This window comes from Parapedobacter brassicae, assembly GCF_051400755.1.
Taxonomy (GTDB): domain Bacteria; phylum Bacteroidota; class Bacteroidia; order Sphingobacteriales; family Sphingobacteriaceae; genus Parapedobacter.
Genome location: NZ_JBLFFL010000002.1, coordinates 49,359 through 70,989, shown reverse-complemented (window position 1 = coordinate 70,989; position 21,631 = coordinate 49,359). Strand labels below are relative to the sequence as shown.

Annotated in this window: 13 protein-coding genes; 4 read left to right on the top strand and 9 right to left on the bottom strand. The window is 51.8% G+C overall.

What is annotated here, in order from left to right; translation table 11 throughout:
* Nucleotides 1-83: 83 nt before the first annotated feature.
* Entirely contained in the window at nucleotides 84-1,826 is a 1,743-nt protein-coding gene (aspS, locus tag ACMGDE_RS05865; protein WP_436831833.1) for an aspartate--tRNA ligase, read from the top strand.
* Between the two features lie 55 nt (nucleotides 1,827-1,881).
* Nucleotides 1,882-3,267, top strand: a complete 1,386-nt coding sequence (locus ACMGDE_RS05860) for a LutB/LldF family L-lactate oxidation iron-sulfur protein (RefSeq protein ID WP_436831832.1) — start codon at nucleotides 1,882-1,884, stop codon at nucleotides 3,265-3,267.
* A 1-nt stretch (nucleotide 3,268) separates the two neighbouring features.
* Here the strand turns inward: ACMGDE_RS05860 and mgrA are convergent, their stop codons facing one another.
* Both mgrA and tsaD read right to left on the bottom strand, forming a co-directional pair.
* A complete protein-coding gene (gene mgrA / locus ACMGDE_RS05855) occupies nucleotides 3,269-4,300 on the bottom strand; it encodes an L-glyceraldehyde 3-phosphate reductase (protein WP_436831831.1) in 1,032 nt (343 codons plus the stop codon).
* Nucleotides 4,301-4,338: 38 nt separating this feature from the next.
* Nucleotides 4,339-5,340: a tRNA (adenosine(37)-N6)-threonylcarbamoyltransferase complex transferase subunit TsaD gene (gene tsaD, locus ACMGDE_RS05850; protein ID WP_436831830.1), complete on the bottom strand. Its 1,002-nt coding sequence runs from the start codon at nucleotides 5,338-5,340 to the stop codon at nucleotides 4,339-4,341.
* 85 nt (nucleotides 5,341-5,425) lie between these two features.
* Between tsaD and ACMGDE_RS05845 the strand changes: the two genes are divergently transcribed.
* Nucleotides 5,426-9,754, top strand: a complete 4,329-nt coding sequence (locus ACMGDE_RS05845) for a translocation/assembly module TamB domain-containing protein (RefSeq protein WP_436831829.1) — start codon at nucleotides 5,426-5,428, stop codon at nucleotides 9,752-9,754.
* Here ACMGDE_RS05845 and ACMGDE_RS05840 read toward each other — a convergent pair.
* The 7 genes from ACMGDE_RS05840 to ACMGDE_RS05810 all read right to left on the bottom strand — a co-directional run bounded on the left by ACMGDE_RS05840 (nucleotide 9,751) and on the right by ACMGDE_RS05810 (nucleotide 20,525).
* Nucleotides 9,751-10,482, bottom strand: coding sequence for an SIMPL domain-containing protein (locus ACMGDE_RS05840; protein WP_436831828.1), 732 nt, complete (start codon nucleotides 10,480-10,482; stop codon nucleotides 9,751-9,753). The two genes, ACMGDE_RS05845 and ACMGDE_RS05840, sit on opposite strands and share 4 nt — an antisense overlap.
* 99 nt (nucleotides 10,483-10,581) lie before the next feature.
* The gene (locus tag ACMGDE_RS05835) at nucleotides 10,582-11,850 is read right to left on the bottom strand and encodes a DUF2130 domain-containing protein (RefSeq protein WP_436831827.1); all 1,269 of its coding nucleotides are present in this window, start codon (nucleotides 11,848-11,850) and stop codon (nucleotides 10,582-10,584) included.
* Between the two features lie 177 nt (nucleotides 11,851-12,027).
* Nucleotides 12,028-13,389: a tRNA uridine-5-carboxymethylaminomethyl(34) synthesis GTPase MnmE gene (gene mnmE / locus ACMGDE_RS05830; RefSeq protein WP_436831826.1), complete on the bottom strand. Its 1,362-nt coding sequence runs from the start codon at nucleotides 13,387-13,389 to the stop codon at nucleotides 12,028-12,030.
* A gap of 21 nt (nucleotides 13,390-13,410) precedes the next feature.
* The gene (locus tag ACMGDE_RS05825) at nucleotides 13,411-14,679 is read right to left on the bottom strand and encodes a glucose-1-phosphate adenylyltransferase (protein ID WP_436832470.1); all 1,269 of its coding nucleotides are present in this window, start codon (nucleotides 14,677-14,679) and stop codon (nucleotides 13,411-13,413) included.
* Nucleotides 14,679-16,112 (bottom strand): glycogen synthase, encoded by a 1,434-nt coding sequence (locus ACMGDE_RS05820; RefSeq protein WP_436831825.1) that lies wholly within the window; start codon nucleotides 16,110-16,112, stop codon nucleotides 14,679-14,681. Before ACMGDE_RS05820 ends, ACMGDE_RS05825 begins: the two co-directional genes overlap by 1 nt.
* Nucleotides 16,102-18,021, bottom strand: coding sequence for a 1,4-alpha-glucan branching protein GlgB (glgB, locus tag ACMGDE_RS05815; RefSeq protein WP_436831824.1), 1,920 nt, complete (start codon nucleotides 18,019-18,021; stop codon nucleotides 16,102-16,104). The genes ACMGDE_RS05820 and glgB overlap by 11 nt, the downstream gene beginning before the upstream one ends.
* Nucleotides 18,022-18,071: 50 nt before the next feature.
* A complete protein-coding gene (locus ACMGDE_RS05810; RefSeq protein WP_436831823.1) occupies nucleotides 18,072-20,525 on the bottom strand; it encodes a glycoside hydrolase family 31 protein in 2,454 nt (817 codons plus the stop codon).
* Between the two features lie 249 nt (nucleotides 20,526-20,774).
* On the opposite strand from ACMGDE_RS05810, the gene hisG reads away from it, so the two are divergent.
* Entirely contained in the window at nucleotides 20,775-21,626 is an 852-nt protein-coding gene (gene hisG / locus ACMGDE_RS05805) for an ATP phosphoribosyltransferase (protein WP_436831822.1), read from the top strand.
* The last annotated feature ends 5 nt before the right edge of the window (nucleotides 21,627-21,631 follow it).

Genomic DNA, 21,631 nt, shown 5'->3' with positions numbered 1-21,631 from the left:
CACCTCCGCTAAAAAAATCTCCCGGAAAGCCGCGCCGTTCTTGCGAAAAACGCTAATTTTGTCGCCTAACACAAAACGGTAACATGCATAGAACACATACTTGCGGCGAACTGACCATTGCAAATTTAAACCAACATGTTGTATTGAGTGGGTGGGTGCAAAAATCCCGTGATCTGGGAGGCATGACGTTTATCGATGTACGCGACCGCTACGGTGTTACCCAATTGGTTTTTGATACGGCAGATGATGAGGCGCTGCGCAGCCAGGCGCGAGCACTCGGCCGGGAATACGTGATCAAGGTGGCCGGAAGGGTCATTGAACGGGAGAGCAAGAACCCAAAATTGACTACCGGCGAAATCGAAATCAAGGTTTCATCACTCGAGGTGCTGAATGCGGCCAAATTGCCGCCGTTTACCATCGAAGATGAGACCGACGGCGGCGATGATCTGCGCATGCGATACCGCTACCTCGATCTCCGGCGCAATCCGGTACGCAACAACCTGATATTGCGCCACAAGCTGGCGCAGGAAACCCGCAAGTACCTGGATTTGCAGGATTTTCTGGAAGTCGAAACACCCGTCTTGATCAAATCCACTCCGGAAGGTGCGCGCGATTTCGTGGTACCCAGCCGCATGAATCCCGGTGAATTCTATGCACTGCCCCAGTCGCCACAAACGTTCAAGCAACTACTGATGGTATCGGGATTTGACCGCTACTTCCAGCTGGTCAAGTGCTTCCGCGACGAAGATCTGCGGGCAGACCGGCAGCCTGAGTTTACGCAGATCGATTGTGAAATGGCTTTTGTGGAGCAGGAAGACATCCTCAATCTCTTCGAGGGACTCGTACAGCACCTGTTCAAAACCTTAAAGGGCATCGACCTGGGCACTATTCCGCGCATGTCTTATGACGAAGCGATGCGTCGCTACGGGTCGGACAAGCCCGATCTTCGGTTCGGCATGCCTTTCGTGGAACTCAACGATATCCTGCAAGGAGCGGGATTCCCCGTATTCGACAGCGCCAAGCTGATCGTCGGCATCAATGCCGAAGGATGCGCAGCATACACACGCAAACAACTGGATGCGCTGACGGACTTCGTGCGGCGGCCCCAAATCGGTGCCAGCGGCTTGGTATACCTCCGTTATAACGATGACGGCTCTCTGAAATCATCGGTCGATAAATTTTACCCTCCGGAGCAGCTTCAGCAATGGGCGCAGGCGTTCGATGCCAAGCCGGGTGATTTGCTGCTGGTAATGGCCGGAGATACCGACAAGGTGCGCAAACAGCTGAGCGAACTTCGGCTTGAAGTGGCTTCCCAGTTGGGATTGCGGGATAAACAACAGTATGCGCCGCTATGGGTCGTTGATTTCCCGCTGCTGGAATGGGATGAAGGCAGCGGACGATACCACGCCATGCACCATCCGTTCACGTCGCCGAAACCCGAAGACATCCCCCTGCTGGATAGCCAACCCGGCGATGTACGGGCCAATGCTTATGACCTGGTCATCAACGGCACAGAGATCGGAGGCGGCTCCATCCGGATACACGACCACGAGTTGCAATCGCTGATGTTCAAGCATCTTGGATTTACACCCGAAGAGGCACAGCGGCAGTTCGGCTTCTTATTGGACGCCTTTACGTACGGCGCCCCACCGCATGGTGGCATCGCCTTTGGTTTTGATCGTTTGGTGGCCATATTCGGCGGACTGGACAGCATCCGCGATGTGATTGCTTTCCCGAAAAATAACTCAGGAAGGGACGTGATGATCGATTCCCCAGCCCCGATTTCGGACGAGCAGCTGAAGGAGCTCAGTATCGGCATTCGCTAAGCGCGACAACACTTTCCATGTTTCTACGTTATCTAAGGTAACCAAACGTTATAATATGCCGTCTGTACAAGAAACTGTTTTCCTGAAGGACAGCGCTGCCAAGGCGTTTGAACCCCGCCATAGGCAAATTATCAATTACAACATTGATAAGTACGATGTATCGGTCGGAATCGGCCTTTCACAGTTTCATCACATCGAAAATTCAAAGCGCAAAGCCCACATCGTCAAGTGGAAGGTGATGGAAAACCTGGATAAGCTGCTGCCCGAATTTGAATCCAATTTTCTTCAAAAAGGCGGTAAGGTCATCTGGGCAAACGATGCCGAAGAAGCGCGGCAGGAAATCTGGAAGATCATGGAACGCGCGGGGGCGAAGACGGTGGTGAAATCCAAATCCATGACCACCGAGGAAATCGAGCTGAACACCTTTCTTCACGAAAAAGGCGTGGACACCGTCGAAACTGACCTCGGGGAATATATCGTGCAGTTGCTCAACCAAAAGCCCTATCACATTGTGACACCGGCCATGCACCTGAGCCTGCAAGACATCGCCGCACTGTTTCATCAGCACTTCGGAACACCGCTGGACGCCACTGCCGAGGAATTGACGTTGAAGGCACGCGAATTGCTCCGCCATCAATACACCACGGCTGATGTGGGCATCACAGGGGGCAATTTTCTCATTGCTGACACCGGCAGCATTGCTATCACGGAAAACGAGGGTAATGCGCGACTGACGACGACGTTTCCCAAGATCCACATTGCCATCGTGGGCATCGAGAAAATCATCCCTTCTCTCGGCGACCTTGACTTGTTTTGGCCGCTGCTATCTACCCATGGCACCGGACAGCGGCTCACGGTATATAACAGCATTATCGGCGGACCGCGGCAAGAAGGTGAATCGGACGGACCCGAGGAGATGTACGTGGTATTGCTTGACAATGGCCGAACCGACCTATTGGCGCAAAAAGAACAACGGCAAGGGCTCTATTGCATCCGCTGTGGGGCCTGCCTCAATGGGTGCCCCATTTATAAAAACGTGGGTGGCCACGCATATAATACCACCTACAGCGGCCCCATCGGTTCGCTCATCACGCCTCATTTGCGGGGTATGGAATCATTTAAACACCTGAGCTACGCCTCCAGCCTCTGCGGCAAGTGTACGGAGGTATGCCCGGTGAAGATCGACATCCACAACATGCTATTGCTCAATCGTCGCGATGCGGTGGCCAGCAATACCGTTTCCAAGACGGAGAAACTGGCCTGGCGAGGCTTTACGTACGCCATTACCCGACGTAAGCTCGTGGACTTCTTCGGCGGAAAATTTAAAAACTCCCTGTTGCGGCGGTTTTTTAAGAAAGCCTGGGGCAGCCATCGCAGTCTTCCCCAAATTGCTCCAAAGTCATTCAGCCAGCAATGGAAAGAACGGGATCGCAATAAATAAATTATCCCAGTTCGGCCGATCTTGCCCAGATATTGAGATTGCCTTCACGGGCATAGTTATCGATCTCAACCAATTCATCGGCCGAGAAGTCCAGCCGTTTCAGCGCGCCGACACAATCGACCACTTGCTCCGGCCTGCTGGCCCCGATCAGCGCCGAGGTTACGCGGCCGCCCCGCAGCACCCATGCGATCGCCATTTGAGCCAATGTCTGGCCACGGCGCTGTGCGATCGCACGAAGCGCGCGGACGTTTTCCATGTTCCGTTCGTTGAGAAATTCGCGCCGGAAAGATCCTTTGGTATTCGCGCGGCTATCGGCAGGCACACCATCCAGATACCGGTCTGTAAGCAGCCCTTGCGCCAACGGCGAAAAGACAATTGATCCGATACCCAACTCGTCCAGCGTATCGAGCAACCCATCGGTCTCGACCCAACGGTTGAGCATGGAATAACTGGGTTGATGGATCAGGCATGGCGTGCCCAGTTCCTTCAGGATGGCCATGGCCTCCCGTGTGCGGTTGGCATTGTAAGATGAAATCCCCACATAGAGTGCCCGACCTGAGCGCACGATATGGTCCAGCGCCATCATGGTTTCTTCCAGCGGTGTCTCCGGGTCGAACCGATGGGAATAAAAAATATCTACATAATCCAGCCCCATGCGTTTCAGGCTTTGATCGCAGCTGGCAATCAAATACTTCCTGCTACCCCATTCGCCATACGGTCCGGGCCACATCTCATAGCCCGCCTTGGAGGAAATAATCAACTGATCGCGCAGACCCGCGAAATCTTCTTTCAATATACGGCCGAAAGCCAGCTCCGCGCTCCCCGGCGGCGGACCGTAATTGTTGGCCAAATCAAAGTGGGTGATGCCCAGATCAAGTGCCTGCCGGCATATCGCTTGTTTGGTGTGGTGGGGCACATCATCGCCGAAATTGTTCCACAAACCGAGGGAAATGGCCGGGAGTTTCAGTCCACTTCTACCACATCGGTTAAATATCATCTGTCCGTAACGGTCAGCATTGGGTGTCCAAGTCATGTTCTTTATATTTAGGCATCAGCCTTGTTTTCTTTTCTTCATATTTCATACCGCGCCAATGGTGCCACATCTTGGCCCACAAATGCCTTTGCCAGGTATTTATGATGCCCCGCGATGGCGATCATCGCTGCATTATCCGTACAATAAGCAAACTTCGGGATGAACACCCGCCATCCCTGCTCCTCCCCTAACGCCACCAATCCGCTCCGCAAACCCGAATTAGCGGACACGCCACCGGCGATGGCCACGTCACGCACACCGGTTTCGATGGCAGCGCGTTTGAGCTTGTGGAGCAAGATGGAGACGATGCGCGATTGCACCGATGCGCAGATGTCATGGAGGTGTGCCTGCACGAAGCCCGGTTGTTCACGCTCCTTTTGCTGCACAAAGTAAAGAATAGCCGTTTTCAGTCCGCTGAAACTAAAATTAAGCCCCGGGATCTGCGGCTCAGGAAATGCAAACGCTCCGGCATTGCCAAGCTGCGCGTAGCGGTCAATCAGCGGTCCACCCGGATACGGCAGGCCCAGGATTTTGGCTGTTTTGTCAAACGCTTCCCCGGCAGCGTCATCGAGGGTCTGCCCCAGCAATTCCATTTCAAAGTAGTCCCTTACCAGCACCAATTGCGTATGCCCTCCCGAGACCGTAAGGCAGAGGAACGGAAAGGCAGGCATCGGTTCTTCGATAAAATGTGCCAAAATATGTGCCTGCATATGGTTGACCTCGATCAGCGGAATGTTTTGTGCCAGCGCAAACGCCTTGGCAAATGACGTACCCACCAACAATGACCCCAATAAACCGGGTCCTCTCGTAAAGGCCAGCGCATCTATGTCATTTTTGTGTACTTTTGCCTCGCGAATAGCCTGCTCCACGGCGGGGATGATGTTCTGCTGATGGGCACGCGAAGCCAGTTCAGGTACCACCCCACCGAATTTTTCATGAATGGTTTGGTTCGCGATAATATTCGAGCGGATAATGCCGTCTATACTAATGGCTGCAGAAGTTTCATCACAGGATGATTCGATGCCGAGAATGATGGCCATGAAGCGTGCTAATTGAATACGTTTAAACGAAAGCAAAAATATCAAAAAAATATTAAAAATAACGCTGTGGACGCTTGTCGGGCTGGTGCTTTTGCTGGCCGGACTGGTGTATTCGCTCCAATACCGCCCTGTACAAACTTATTTTGCTAAAAAAGCAGCGGCGTACCTTTCCAGTGAACTCAACACGACCGTATCACTGGACGGCTTATATTTCCGCCCTTTTTCATCATTGGTACTCCAAGGCCTGTTTGTTGCCGATCAAACGGGCGACACCTTGCTCTATGCCGATCAATTGGCCGCAGCAGTGGACCTGTGGAAGCTACGCGACAGCCGGGTCATCGTCAAGCAAGCGAAGCTCACGGGCGGCCGTTTTTTCGTGAAGCGCGACACGGCGGGCAGTAACCTATCGTTTATCGTCGATTACTTCCGACCGATGATCGCCCGGCAATCTGGCCGCAGGCGGATCACCTTGGATGTCCGATCAGTAACCCTCTCCGATGTGACCATCGGTTACCAGCAGCTGGCAAGTCGTTCCACAGGCAACGGTATCCGCTTCGGGGACATCCAGCTGACCGAGCTAAGCGGCAGCTTTACGGACATCGATGTGACCAACCATCTGTTCAAGGCTGCGGTCAACGGCCTCACCTTTCGCGAGAAGAGCGGATTTATGCTCCGCGAAATGAATGCCCTAGCGGTCGTGGACAGCAGCAGCCTGGAGTTGCGAGACCTCTACCTGGCTACCAATCGAAGTCGGCTGCGCGATCACCTGCGCCTGGAATATGCCGATTTTTCTGCGTTTGATCATTTCGTGGATGCCGTAGGTATTCAGCTGGACCTCGACCGCGCATACATTCATTCCCGGGACATCGAGTATTTTGCGCCAGCCGTAGCGGCCACCCGCTTTGCCGTCACCGTATCGGGATCCTTTAGTGGCAAAGCATCCTCCATCACCGCACGGCGGGTGGCCTTGTCTATGGGCAACCATACCGGTCTGCAAGGCAATTTTACGATCACCGGGCTGCCCGACATCAACCAAACCCTCTTTGACATACAGCTGACCCGGCTGACCACCAATAGCCTTGCGCTGGAGTCATTAGTCCCCCAGCTGGGCCATTCGGCTGAGCTGAAGTTGCCGCCATTCATCCATCGCCTGGGCGATCTCACCTACCAAGGCACGCTAAAAGGCCTTTACCACGATTTTGTTGCCAAGGGCACGCTCGAAACTGCCCTTGGCTCTGTTGACACCGATATCAATCTGATGCTGCGCGATGGCGGCCAATACGCGGGCCAACTTTCGGCGGCAGACTTCGATCTGGGCATTTTACTCCAACAAGCGCAGTTCGGACACGGCAGCTTCGACCTCACAGTGGACGGACGAGGATTCGCCATAAACGACATTGACAGCAAAGTAGCAGGCGACCTGCACTTTTTGGACTTCAGGGGGTACCGATACCGCAACATCGATTTGCTCGGCACGTTTGTCGACCGGCAATTCACGGGAGACATCGGCGTGAATGATCCAAACCTGCAACTGCAATTCGCCGGAGGCATCAATTTCAATCCCGAATGGCCAGAGTATGCCTTTTCCGCCGAGGTAGCCCATGCGCATTTGCCCAACTTAGGTTTTTATCCCAAAGCCCAGGTCGTCATCGGGGGCGCCACCCTGGTCAGCAATTTCAAAGGCAACACGCTGAACAACATCCATGGTGATATCGCCTTACGCGATGTCCACTTCCGGACCAACAATGAAGCCCACACGATCGACTCCCTGGCGTTGGTGGCTTCAGGAGGTGAACAGCAGCGAACGCTTCGGCTGCATTCGGATATGGCAGATGCCACATTAAACGGCGAGATCGACTTGAACACACTGGGCAACTATTTCAAATCCGTCGCCATGCGATACGCCCCTTCCATGGGGTTGACATTGGGCACCGTAGGCAAGCAAGCCTTTCATTTCAACCTGGAACTGAAAGACGCCCTACCCATCACCGCCCTGCTGGCACCTGACCTGCACGTGCCCGAAGGCGCCTCGGTAAACGCAGACTTCTCTACGGCAACAGGCGTGGCCAACTTTAACCTCCTCGTACCCCACGTATCGCGCGGCAATCTCCATGTGAGACGATTGATTATAGACGAGTCTACGCAGGAAGGCGCCTTGCGGTTATTCGTTACTGCCGACCGGATCAGCCTCGGCGACAGCCTGTATGTCAATAACGTAAACCTGTCCAACGTCATTGTGGGGGACAGCCTGCAGTTCAATCTCAAAGCCGCCGACGCATCAGCAAGCAATCGGCTGGATTTGAATGGTTTGGTGCATTTCGAAAAAGATGCTCCCCTCAACATGCAGTTGCTATCGTCGTCGTTGGTATTGAATAACGAACCTTGGCAGTTTGATCGGGATGCCCGGTTTTATTTAAGGGATGGCAAACTCACCGTGCGTGGATTTCAACTGTCAAATAACCATCAAATCGTCCGATTGGACGGCGTCATTTCGGCTGATGCCGAGGATAACGCTTCACTCACCTTCAACAATTTCAACCTCCATACACTCAACGCCATCACCTTGCCATCAGGCATGAACCTCGGTGGGGTGTTGGATGGGCAGATGGACGTATCATCGGTCCTTAAAAATCCCTTCGCGTTGACAGATATGGTGGCCAAGGACGTTCGTATCAACCAAACAACCATTGGAGACGTACTCTTGCAAGCTAATTTCGATCGGGTCAGTGAGCTGGTAAACGTACGGTTAGAGGCCATACATGACGGGGTAAACACCCTGATGGCCACAGGCACCTATAACGCCGCTGCCCAGACCGATAAACTAAATGTAAAAGCAAACCTCAACCATACCGAGCTGCTGGTTTTTCAACCGCTCCTGGGCAGGCTTGTTTCAGACATCGCCGGTACGGTATCTGCCGATCTCCACATTACGGGTTCGATATTAGCTCCCAAAATCAATGGCACCTGTCACTTACATGACGCCCAATTTACCGTCAATTACCTCAAAACGCCATACCGAATAGACGATGAGGTATCCTTGTCAAACAGTACCATTATCCTTGAAGAGCTAGTCGTCGTCGATCCCGGTGGACATAACGCCGTTGCCAATGGGAAAATTGACATGAGCAATCCCTTGATACCGGTGATCGATGTCGTGGTCGACGCCACCGATTTCCTCGTGCTCAACACCACCTTCAGGCACAATCCATTGTATTATGGCATCGCTTACGGTACCGGGAGGTTTGCCTTCCATGGACCGACAAACGCCATGAACATTGCCATTCAGGCGCAAACCGGCGAAAACACCAGCATCCATATTCCGCTCAACGCAGTAGGTACCGTGAGCGATAACGATTTCATCCACTTTGTACGCCACGACACGCTGGAGGCCCAACGCCCCCAGTCACGACTGTTCAAGGGGTTGAGCATGGACATGGATCTACAGATCACACCCGACGCCGAAACCAGCCTTTACACCGATTTAGGTGAATTGTCCGGTCGTGGAGAAGGGTCAGTATCCTTGCATATTTCCAGCCTCGGCGATTTTGAAATGTTTGGCGATTATACCATCAATATCGGCAAATTTACCTTTACCGCACAAGATTTCATCAACAAAATATTCGATATCAACCAAGGAGGAACCATTCGTTGGACGGGACAACCCACCGATGCGACCATTAACCTCACCGCGGTCTATGGACAGCGCACCAGTCTATCCCCCCTGTATAACGCCGCTGGGCGCGAAACCGTGGAACAGCGTGTAATGGCCCAGGCCCTGATGAACCTCAATGGCAATGTCATGCGGCCCGATATCACCTTTGCGCTCAATTTCCCGAACGATCCCTATGTGAAAGACGAACTGCAGAGCTACCTGAGCGATGTCAACAACGTGAACCAGCAGGCCCTCAGCCTGATCGTCCGCCGCAGCTTCGTGCCCGGGGGAGCCGCCGATCTGAGTCGTGAATTGAATAACACGTTATTAAGCGCAGGCACCGAGCTGGCATTCAACCAGCTCAATAACCTGATCGCGCAATCGCTCAACCTCAATTTCGTAGATCTCAATATCCGTTCGCTCAATGACGCCAGCGCATCCGTGCGCTTGTTCAATGATCGGCTGATCTTCACCGGTGGCGTCACCGACAGGCGCAACCTCACCGACCTCAGCGTATTCAGTGATCGAGTGGTCACCGACGCTGAATTGCTATACCTCATCCGCAAGGACGGTCGGCTGGTCCTGCGCGGCTCCAATCGGCTGAATAGCCGAAATTTCTTACCACTTACCATGAATGACAACTACGTGAGTGCACTTGGATTGGTGTACCGGCAGGAATTCTATACGTTTCAAGAATATTTCCAGCGGTTGTTTAGGCTGAGGCGGAAGGAAGCAGAAGAAGAACCTGTGAAAACACCCTAATCAATCTTATAAGCCAGCTTCATGGTAATGGTTGCGGTCTTCTTTTTAGAAGACGTATTGAAAGAACCTCCCCAGGAATATTCCTCCGAAGAATTTTGTGCTACGATCTGAAAAACACCCATATCAGCCTTTTTTAAATCACCTAATTGAGCACCCGCGTTTTCGGCAATTTGCTCCGCGCGCATTTTGGCATCTTTGGTTGCCTCGGCAGCCATTTTCAGTTTAAGTTCAGCCAATTTGGTATAATAATATTGAGGCGGGTTCGAATATAATTCTACGCCCGAATTGATCAATTCGGTCACTTCCCGTGAAATATTTTCAATCTTTTCGACTTCTTTGCTTTCGATCTGCACGTTTTGCGTCAGCGTATAGCCGGTAAAAACCTGCGAACGGACGTTGTAATTTTGATCGTATGTGTTTTCAAAATCTTTAGCGATACTGACCGACGAAAAAACAATTTCATTTTCCTTTATTCCTTTCGACAGCAAATAAGTCCTCAACGCATCCCGATCACGCTCTAACGATGCATAGGCCGACTTCAGGTCACTGCTCTTTTTAGAAAACGAACTGTTCCAAACAATCAAATCAGAAACAAAGTCCGTGCTGCCCAATCCGGTAACACTGATGGTATCTTCATTTGCGTGCCGATTTTTGAACGCGCTGGCTAGGAGATAGGTTGCTATGATAAACGCAACACTGATAATCGCGGCTGTGATATAGTTCCTCATCGATCCATTCTTTTATTGAACAAGGTGTCGTCTTCAAAACAAAGCTACCTTAAAAATCGACCTGAATATAAAGAAAAATGAAATTATTTAACCACTTTTTCATCGTTCCTCTTCATCCAGCAAATCGCCTTCCGGCAATTCCAAGGCCTTGACCGGCTGAATGGCATTCCCCGCGATGCCCTTGATCGATCCGTACATATCAATGGTATTGGTGACCACCTTGTCAATCTGCTTTTCGCGCTCTTTCCATATCCGTTGCATAGCCCGTTTTTCCTTTTCCAGATCACTCTTCATGCACGAAAATCCCTCCACGATAGCCTCCACCTGCATACGGAATGTATTGCTGGTCAGAAAATCATAGAGCATGTGCATTTTGTCCCCTTTGTTTTCCTGCGAGGCAACTGCCAACCCGATTTGAATAACAGTTTCCCGAAGCACCGTACACAAGCCCTTGAACTCCTCATAGGTGCATATCCACACCCCATCCTTTATACCCATCCGTTCAAACCCGGCGGGCATCGCATCGGAGACCAATACGCCAACGTCGGCGCCTTTTTCCCGCATATCGGCCTTAAACTTCTCGATCCAGCTCGGCTGGAAGTCCTTGGTCCGTTTGCTTTCATAATAGATTCTCCCACAATTCACCCGGTTATGCGTATTGACCACTTGGATACAATCCCCGCCACGCGCGCCTTTTTTGACCTCTTCAATGCTGTCAAGCGGAAATTGCAGGGCCAGCCATTCTTCTATGGCCAATTCCTGCACTTCGCCCTGCAATTGCATGGAACCCTGCTCCTGCTTGCGCTTCATTTCCTCGGTGAGCTTTTTCTGGTCGTCCAGTTGTTTTTGGAGTTCGCGCAGCTTCAGCTCATTTTTATCTTCTTCCAGTTTTTTGATCCGCTCGCGCTCGGTCTGGAGTTGCTCGTTCATTTTCCGTTGCAGGTCCAACTCAACGGCTTCCTTCAGTTCATCCTTTTCCCTTTTCAGCCGCTCGATGTCGGCCCTGGCACGGTTGAGTTCCTTGATCTGCTCCGATTTTTCGTTAAGTTCCTGCTGCAAAGCCCTGAATTGATCAGACTGTTCTTCGCCCAGCTGTTTTTTGATCTTCTCTTCGATGGCTTTCCGCTCTTCTTTTAATTGCTTCTGCAAGCGATCCTGGAAGAGTTCATTTTCCTGTTTTTTCTTTTGCTCAAAATCTTCTTTCGCCTTTAGCAACTCCTCCTGCTGCCGGGCGAAATGCTGTTGCTCAGCCGCCAATTGCGATTGATATTTTTGCTTGATTTTCTCCTCGAGCTGGTGCGCCAGGATATCCTGCACGTCAATGGAAGTGCCGCAATTGGGGCATTTTATTTGGGTTGTGTTATTCATAAGGTCGGTCTACATGCAAGCATCATAATCAAAGATACAACTATTTACCAATATTTTTAGCAAAAAATAAAAAACATTCCATGCCTGCTTCGATAGTTCATCCGGCCATGGCAACAATTTTAACGCTTGTTCTGTATCTTGTTCGGTAACCTATAAAACTACTACCAAACCATCGGATCACTTCCCGATGCAAAACTTCGAAAAGATATTATCCAACAGGTCATCTGTCGATACACTGCCTGTGATCTCGCCCAAATGATGCAGGGCCTGCCGGATATCCATGGCCAGGAAATCGGAGGTGACGGTACCGTCAATGCCATCAAGCACCCGCTGTAAGGATTCTTCCGTCTTCTGCAACGCTTCCACATGGCGGATATTGGTCACCAAAACATCGTCGGTGCCGAGGTTGTGTAGGTTGACCTTGCGTAGCAATTCATGCTTTAACTCTTCTACCCCTAGGTTGTTCTTAGCGGAGATAAAAAGAGGGTCGAGGGTACGGAGTGCGTCCTGATGTTCCGGTTTCAGCAGGTCTACTTTGTTGATGACGACCACAAAGGGTACGTCCAGCTGGGCCACTTCGCCAATCTGGCTTTTTATCTCGTCTATATTATCCTGCTGCGGGTCGGCCATGTAGACGATCAGCCGCGCTTGCCTCATTTTTTCGCGCGTGCGCGCTACGCCTTTGGCTTCGATGATATCGACCGTATCGCGGATGCCCGCTGTATCAATGAACCGGAACATCACGCCGTTGATGTTGATCTCATCCTCGATGGTATCACGCGTGGTGCCGGCAATGTCTGAAACGATGGCCCGCTCTTCGTTGAGCAGGGTGTTGAGCAGGGTGGATTTGCCCACGTTGGGCCTGCCGGCGATGACCACGGGCACCCCGTTTTTCAGCACGTTGCCCTGCTCGAATGACGCAATAAGTTTGTGGGTGACGCCGCTGATTTCCTGGATAAGCGCCTTCAGTTGTCCGCGGTTGGCAAATTCGACGTCTTCTTCTGAAAAGTCCAGTTCGAGCTCAATAAGGGAGGCAAAGTGGATGAGCTGCTCGCGGAGCTGCTTCAACACGCTGGAAAATCCGCCGCGCATCTGCTGCATGGCCACTTGATGGGAAGCTGCGGAAGTGGAAGCGATGAGATCGGCCACGGCCTCGGCCTGCGAAAGGTCTAGCTGGCCATTGAGGAATGCCCGCAGGGTAAACTCTCCGGGCTGGGCGGCACGGGCACCGTGCTGGATCAGCAGCTGGATGATCCGTGCGATGATGTATCGCGAGTTATGCGTGGATATTTCAACGACGTTTTCCTTGGTGTAGGAATGCGGCGCGACGAAAAGGGACACCAGTACTTCATCCAACACCTCGTCTCCATCTTTGATGGTACCGAAATGGATGGTGTGAGAAGCTTGTTCGGTCAAATTCCGGCCTTTAAAAACCTGATCGGCGATGGATATCGCCTCTGCTCCGGAAAGGCGGATGACCGCGATGGCACCGCTGCCCATGGCGGTAGCTAACGCGACGATGGTATCGTTGTTTGCCATAGGACAAACTTACAAATACTTTTACCCAATGACCGTACCCGAAAGCAACACCGCTCGTTTTTTTACAACTACGATCCCATCCCGGACGGCATGGGTTTCGAAATCGCCGTCTGCCAGATGGGCTCCCCCGGTGATCCGCACGTTGTCGCCGATGGAGCAGTTCTTATCCAGTATGGCGTTTTCGATGTAGCAGTGCTCGCCAACCCCCACCAATGGAAACCCATTGGCATGTGCTTCTTCGATCTCATTGAGGGTTTGGTAAAAGTCGCTGCCCATCATATAGGTCGTTTTGATGATCGAACCGGCGCCGATGCGTGACCGGATACCGATGACGGATCGCTCAATTTGTTCCGCCGCCACAATGCATCCATCGGCGACGACCACCTTATCCAGTGTGGTACCGGAGACCTTAGACGGGGGGAGCATCCGTGCCCGGGAAAAAATCGTATTTCGATCAAACAGGTTGAACTGGGGGATGTCATCCGTCAGCCCGATATTGGCCTCGAAAAATGAATCGATGTTTCCGATATCTGTCCAGTACCCGGGGTATTGATAGCTGTGGATTTTGTAATTGCCGATGGCCTCTGGCAGGAGCTCTTTCCCGAAATCCACACCTTCGCTTTCTTCGAGAATCTGCTTAAGTACACCCTTATTGAATATGTAGATTCCCATAGAGGCCAGATAAACCCTGCCTGCGGCTTTCATTTCATCGCTGACATCCGATTCCCACGGGGGCAACAATGTGCTGTTTGGTTTCTCGATGAATGAGGTAATGTTGCCGTCCTCGTCGGCCTTGAGGATACCGAAAGACGTTGCATCCTTTGCGTTGACCGGAATGGTGGCCACGGATATCTCGGCACCGGTTTCGATGTGTGCTTCAATCATTTCCTGGAAATCGATCTGGTAAAGCTGATCGCCCGAGAGAATGAGCAGGTGTTCATAGTCGTGGTGTTGCAGATACCGTTGCAAATGCCGCACGGCATCTGCGGTACCCTGGTACCATTTTTCGCCCTCATTGGTCTGCTCTGCCGCCAGTATCTCTACAAAGCCCTTGCTGAACACGCTGAAATTGTAGGTGTTCTTGATGTGGGAGTTGAGCGACGCCGAGTTGTATTGCGTCAATACATAAATGCGGTTATACCCTGAATTGAGGCAGTTTGAAATCGGAATATCCACCAAACGGTATTTGCCAGCTATCGGCACTGCCGGTTTGGAACGTTGATGCGTTAATGGATAAAGGCGGCTCCCCTTGCCACCTCCCAATACGACGGAAATCACATTGTGCTTAATCATAACTTGGTTATATTTTGATAAATATGCAAATATTTTGCTGCCGACTTGTCCCAGGAAAAATCGAACTTCATAATCGTTTTCCGCAATTGCTGCATTCGCTGCTTGTCGCCTCCGAGCTCCAACGCCCGCTGTATGGCGAGCACCGCGTCTGCCGCATCGGCATGCGGAAAGGTGATGCCGTAGCCATCACGCTCAGCAATATCGCGCACGGTATCCCGGAGGCCACCGGTACGGCGCACAATCGGGATGGTGCCATACCGCATGGAATAGAGCTGATTGAGTCCACAAGGTTCTACGCGCGAAGGCATGATCAGAAAGTCTGCAGCAGCATAGATCTGATGCGACAATTCCTCCTGATAGCCAATATACGCCCCCAATTTCCCTTGGTATTTTTCCGCCAACGCGGCAATGGCTGTCTGCACGTTGGGATCACCGGACCCCAACACCAGCATCGTGATCGGCAGCTCACTGTCCAATAGGTTTTCGATCATTTCGGGCAACAGATCGGCACCCTTCTCGGCGGCAAACCGGCCGATATAAGCGATCAGCGGATTCGATGGGTCCAGTCCGAAGCGTTCGCATAGCGATGCCTTGTTTTTAGCCTTACCCGATTGCACGCTCGCTATACGATAAGGATGGTGTATCATCGGGTCCGCTTCCGGATTCCACACGGTGGTATCGATGCCATTAACGATGCCGGTACTTTTAGCGCGTTCCATCAAAAACAATTGCTCCAGTCCGTTCGCCTGCGTGGTCAGCTCATCCAAGTACCCTTCAGATACCGTGGTAAACACCGTGCAGCACTTGATCAATGCGGCCAATGGATTGATGACGCGGTCCCAATCGAGCAGTCCCCATCGCCAAGTATCGAATGCCGGCAGCAATATCGCCTTATTCCAGTCCATCCATCCTTGATACTGTGCATTGTGCACCGTAGCCACGGTCGGCACTCCCCTCAGCGCCTTAAAGGCATCGCCATGGTACATGAAAAACGGTATGAGTCCCGTATGGTGATCATGACAATGCACGACATCCGGCGTAATACCCTGATCGGTGATCCAATGCAAGAAGCCATGCTGAAACGCCATGAATTGCTCACTTTCATCCACATAGCCGTATACCTCCTGCCGGTCCAGCAGTCCAGGTATTTTTATTAAGAACAGCCCAAACCCCAATATGTCATGCTTCTCCTGATAAACCTGCACCTCGAGCGGCCTGGACCCCTGCTGGAAACGCCCGGTATACACGACTTCAAAATCATGATTTCGCACGAACGGTTTGTCATACCACGGCATTACCACCCAGGTACGCAAGCCGGTTTGCTGCAGGTACTTGGGCAGGGCGCCCACCACATCACCCAGACCGCCGACCTTTGCCACGGGATAGCATTCTGCACTCAGGTGGATGATATGTGTGGGTTCAGTCTGCATGGTTCTTCCGTTTGAGCACCAGCCCGGCCAGCGGCGGCAAGGTAACGTTGGCCGACCAGTCCTTGTTCATCCACCCGATGGGTTCTGCCACCACCTCCTGTTGTTCAATACCGCTGCCATAGTACATACCGTTGTCCGAATTGAGCACCACCGTCCACTCCCCTTTTGAAGGCAGGCCACACCGATAAAAATAACGCACCACCGGTGTTAGGTTCAAAATAATTAACAGGTCATTTTCGGGGTTGATCCCTTTTCTCACATAGGCCAGCACGGAATGATGCGCATCACCCCCTTCTATCCATTCAAAACCTTCCGGACTGGAGCTGTGTTCATAGAGGGCTGGTTCGGTCCGATACAGGTAGTTGAGCGATTTAATGAGCTCGAAAACACCTTTATGGGGTTCGTACTGCATGAGGTGCCAATCGAGCGACCGGTTATAGTCCCACTCGGCGGTCTGTCCGAATTCGCATCCCATAAAGAGCAGTTTGGTGCCCGGATGGGTAAACATATATACGTACAGTGCCCGCAGGTTGGCAAATCGCTGCCAGTCATCCCCGGGCATTTTATAGACCATCGAACCTTTGCCGTGCACTACCTCATCATGCGAAAGCGGCAGCATGAAATTTTCATGGAAGGCATAGAGCATACTGAACGTGACCTGTCCATGATGGTGGCGTCTGTGCAGCGGATCGCGGCTGAAATATTGCAAGGTATCGTGCATCCAGCCCATCATCCATTTCATCCCGAAACCCAGTCCGCCACTGTAAGTGGGGCGGCTCACCCCCGGCCAGGAGGTCGACTCTTCGGCAATGGTCTGCACATCTGGAAACTGACTATACACCGCCTCGTTTAGGTCCTTCAGCAAACCGATGGCCTGCAAATTTTCCCTGCTTCCATATTCATTCGGGATCCATTCGCCCTCCTTGCGTGAATAGTCGAGGTACAACATCGAAGCCACGGCGTCTACCCGCAAGCCATCGGCATGGTACCTGTCAAGCCAGAAGATGGCATTGCTGATGAGGAAGGAGCGCACTTCATTACGTCCATAGTTGAAGATATAGGAGTTCCAATCGGGATGGTATCCCTGCCGTGGATCCGCATGCTCATATAAATGCGTCCCATCAAAGCGGTGAAGCCCGTGTGCATCCCCGGGGAAATGCGAGGGCACCCAATCCAATAACACCCCGATCCCATTGAGGTGCAGCTGCTCGACGAGGTACATCAGCTCCTGGGGAGACCCATAACGGGATGATGCGGCGAAATACCCTGTCAACTGATACCCCCATGACGGGTAATATGGATGCTCCATAATCGGCAGCAGCTCCACATGGGTGAAGCCTGCCTCCTTAATATAGGGCACCAGCTTATCCGCGATTTCGCGATACCCCAGCAGGCGCCCCGGATCGTCTGGACTGCGGAGCCATGAGCCCAGGTGCATTTCGTATACCGACATGGGGCGGTTAAGCCCGTTATAGAGATGCCGCGTTTGCATCCAATCCCCATCATTCCATTCATACCAAGTGGTGGAGATTACGGAGGCCGTTTGCGGTGCATTTTCCCATTGCAACGCAAAGGGATCGCCTTTTTCCAGTATTTCGCCTTGGTATGACCGGATGTAATACTTGTACAATTCACCCACACCGATATGGGGAATGAAGCCTTCCCAGATGCCCGAGCCATCCCATCGTACATGAAGTATGTGCGCATAGGGGTTCCAGCCATTGAAATTGCCCACCACCGATACCGCCTCGGCATTGGGCGCCCATACGGCAAAGTAAACGCCTGCCTGATCCTCACGAGAAAGCGCATGCGAGCCAAACTTCTCGTACAGTTTATAATGCTTGCCCGCCTGGAAGAGACTTAGATCAAAATCAGTGAACAGCGAGTAGACTTCTACCGGATTCTGCATAATAATACAAGCTTATAATTGGTCAACAATTGGCGGCGTCAAGGGTTTCGTCACGAAATCACCAGGCTCCTAAAATCCTTTGGCACTTTTATAATATATCGTTGCTGCTCATCGCGGCTGAAATCCACCGGGCGGTCATCTACCGTTAGTTGTTGCACAGCAAACGGCAGCGCTACTGCGTGAAGCTCATACGTATCATACTTTTCGGAATAGAGGCCTTCTGCATATTGCGTAATCCTCAAGCTTCCCGCAGTCCCTTTTACTACAAATTTCTTCTCGAGATAGATCTGCTGTTCATAGGCAAAGGTATCGCCGTGATCTTCGTACAGGTATGAATTGGCTTCTTGGGAAGTGTGATAAACCACTAACTTGAGCGATTCGATTTTCTGCTCATGGACATGTTGCATCACTGGATACTCCGGCAATACGGTGCCTGCCTTTACGAAGATGGGCATCCTGTCAATCGGCGTATCCACCTCGTATTCTTGTCCCCCTTCAAGCAGCGTATCTTGCCAGTAATCATACCAGTCGCCCGCGGGCAGGTACACCAGTTTGCGCTGCTGCCCCGCGGTCAACACCGGCGACACCAATATCTTATCTCCAAAACAAAATTCCTCTTCCCGCGGGAGGTTGCTATCCAGCCGCTGCTCGACCATCGTCACCGGACGCAGGATGGGGAATCCATATTTGGTATGCTCCCAAAAAACCGAATAGATATACGGAAGCAGTTTGTATCGCAATTCAATGAATTTCCGATTGATCGCTTCGTGTTCTGGACCGAAGCTCCAGGGTTCGCGCTCGGCCGTATCTCCGGCTGAATGGGCTCTCATGAATGGGGAGAACACGCCAAACTGAAGCCACCGCGTAAACAGCTCCGCATCCGGCTCTCCGCTGAATCCACCGATGTCCGTGCCGCAGAAAGACATACCCGATACCGATAGCCGCTGCAACTGCAAGGCGCCAAGGCGCAGGTGCTCCCATGTCGCAACATTGTCACCCGTCCACACCGATGCATACCGCTGCGTACCCGCGTAGGCCGCACGGGTAATGGTAAACGGTCGCTTCTTCTGGAACAGCTTTTTCAACCCTTCGTAAGTAGCCCGCACCATCTGCATGCCGTATATATTATGCGCCTTGCGATGCGAACCCCTGTAACCGTCGAAATTATGGCGCACATCGTTCGGGAATGTCCCCCGGCCGAATACCGCAGGCTCATTCATGTCATTCCACACGCCCGCTACACCGGCTTCTACCAATCCTTTAAATAACCCGCCCCACCATTCGCGCACTTCCTGGTTGGTAAAGTCGGGGAACTGGCAGCGGCCCGGCCACACGTACCCTTCCATGAAATAGTCATCGCCACGGCGGCAGAAATAGCGGTTTTTTTTACCCTCACGGAATACCCAATAGTTTTCATCGACTTTGATACCGGGGTCGATGATGACCACCGTTTGGAATCCATCGTCCGCTAATTCCTTGATCATCTTCTTCGGGTCTGGGAAATGACGCTTGTTCCACGTAAAACAGCGGTAACCATCCATGTAATCGATGTCCAGGTAAATGGCATCGCATGGAATCTTGCGTTCGCGGAAATTCCTGGCAAGGTCTTTCACCTTGCTCTCGGGATAATAGCTCCACCGGCATTGATGATACCCCAGCGCCCACAGGGGAGGCAGGTAGTGGGTACCGGTGATGCTATGGTACCGTTTTACCACATCCATCATGTGCGGCCCGTGGATGTAGTAATATTGCAGCTCGCCTCCTTCTGACCAAAAGCTCGTCTGATCATGCGCCTCTGCCGCAAAGTCGAAATACGTCTTGAACGTATTGTCGAAAAAGATGCCATAGGCATCTCCGCCATGCAGCCCGATATAAAACGGAATGCTGCGGTATAACGGATCTTGGTCGAACTGGAACGAATAGGTATCCGAATTCCAGTTGGCGAATCGCCTCCCCCGCAAATTGAGGTGGGTGGGTTTATCGCCCAACCCATAAAACGCCTCATTGGCCATGGCAGTCTTGGTGCAGTACACATAGTAACCACCAAAATCGGGGTTTTCCTCCCAGTGCATGGCTGAATAATCTTTGCTGTATTCCTTACCTTCACGATCCTCGAAGAATATGAGGAAGTCCGCTTTGCGGATCACACAGGTCACCGTATTGGTCTTGACACGGTAGGCCTGCTCATCTTCTTCAAAATTATAGACGGCCACATGCTGGTCAGACTGCGGTACGGCGTAGGAGAAATCTTCCAGAAATTGCCCCTTTGGGGCCAGCCGCACGCGGATGATCTCATCGCTGACCACCTTGATCTCCACACTTGCCCCACCATCGGTAAAATAATAGTTATTATGCTCCTGATGAAATCCGGCCACGGGTCCCAGGTAGTTCTTGACGATCTCCGGCAAATCCAGCACGGGGTTATTGACATGCTGTACCCCCTCTTCCAGTACCTGTGCCGTGTTTGCTATATCCACTTCTTGTTTTGTCAAATCCTTCGCCATAAATTGATCGTCTCTTATTTTTAGCCAAAGTACATGTTTTGCGTATTCAAAACAATTTAAAATTTGCACACCCCACATTTACCTTCTATATTTGCCCACCAACTTCATGGATTATTAATAGAAAACATGCAAATTGCTTTCATCCATCGCGTACATTTCCATCATCGCCATTGCGGCGATATGTAATTTGTATGTTTCTACGTGAAGCAATTGATGACCCCAGTGTTTTGTTTTTAATAATTTATACGAATGAAGAATCTGAAAATAGCCATCCAAAAATCCGGCAGGCTTAATGAAAAGTCAGTGCAGCTACTCAAAAACTGCGGACTGAACTTTGAAAACTATAAAAGTTCCCTGATAACCACTGTCTCCAACTTCCCGCTGGAGATCCTATTTCTGCGGGATGACGATATCCCCGAATACGTACAGGATGGGATTGCCGACCTTGGTATCGTGGGTGAGAATGTCATTGCGGAGACGGAGGCCGACGTGCGGTACCTGCAGCGCCTTGGATTCGGCAAATGCAGTCTCAAGATTGCCATCCCCAACCACAGCGACCCGAAGACATTAGCTGATCTTGACGGCAAGGCAATTGCGACCTCCTACCCCACGATTCTGAAAAAATTCCTTGACGAAAACGGCATAACGGCCGACATCCGTATTATTTCCGGATCGGTTGAGATCTCGCCGGCGCTGGAGCTGAGCGATGCTATCTTCGATATTGTCTCTACCGGCGGCACGCTCCGCAGCAATGGGCTGGTACCCTTTGCCGATGTGATGACATCGGAAGCCATCCTCATCAGCAAAAATGGCATCGACAGCAACCCCGTGGTACGGGAGCTGATACAACGCATCCAGTCCGTACTTCGGGCTGCCGAAACCAAATATGTGGTGCTGAATGTAGAACGCACCCACCTCGATGAGATCATCGCGTTGCTGCCGGGTGTCAAAAGCCCCACGATCGTGCCCCTGGCTGAAGAAAATTGGGTAGCTGTGCATACGGTCATTTCCGAGCAGGATTTCTGGGATAAGATCAACAAACTGAAGGCAGCAGGCGCCCAGGGTATTGTGGTCATGCCGGTAGAAAAGATCATTATGTAAGAAGC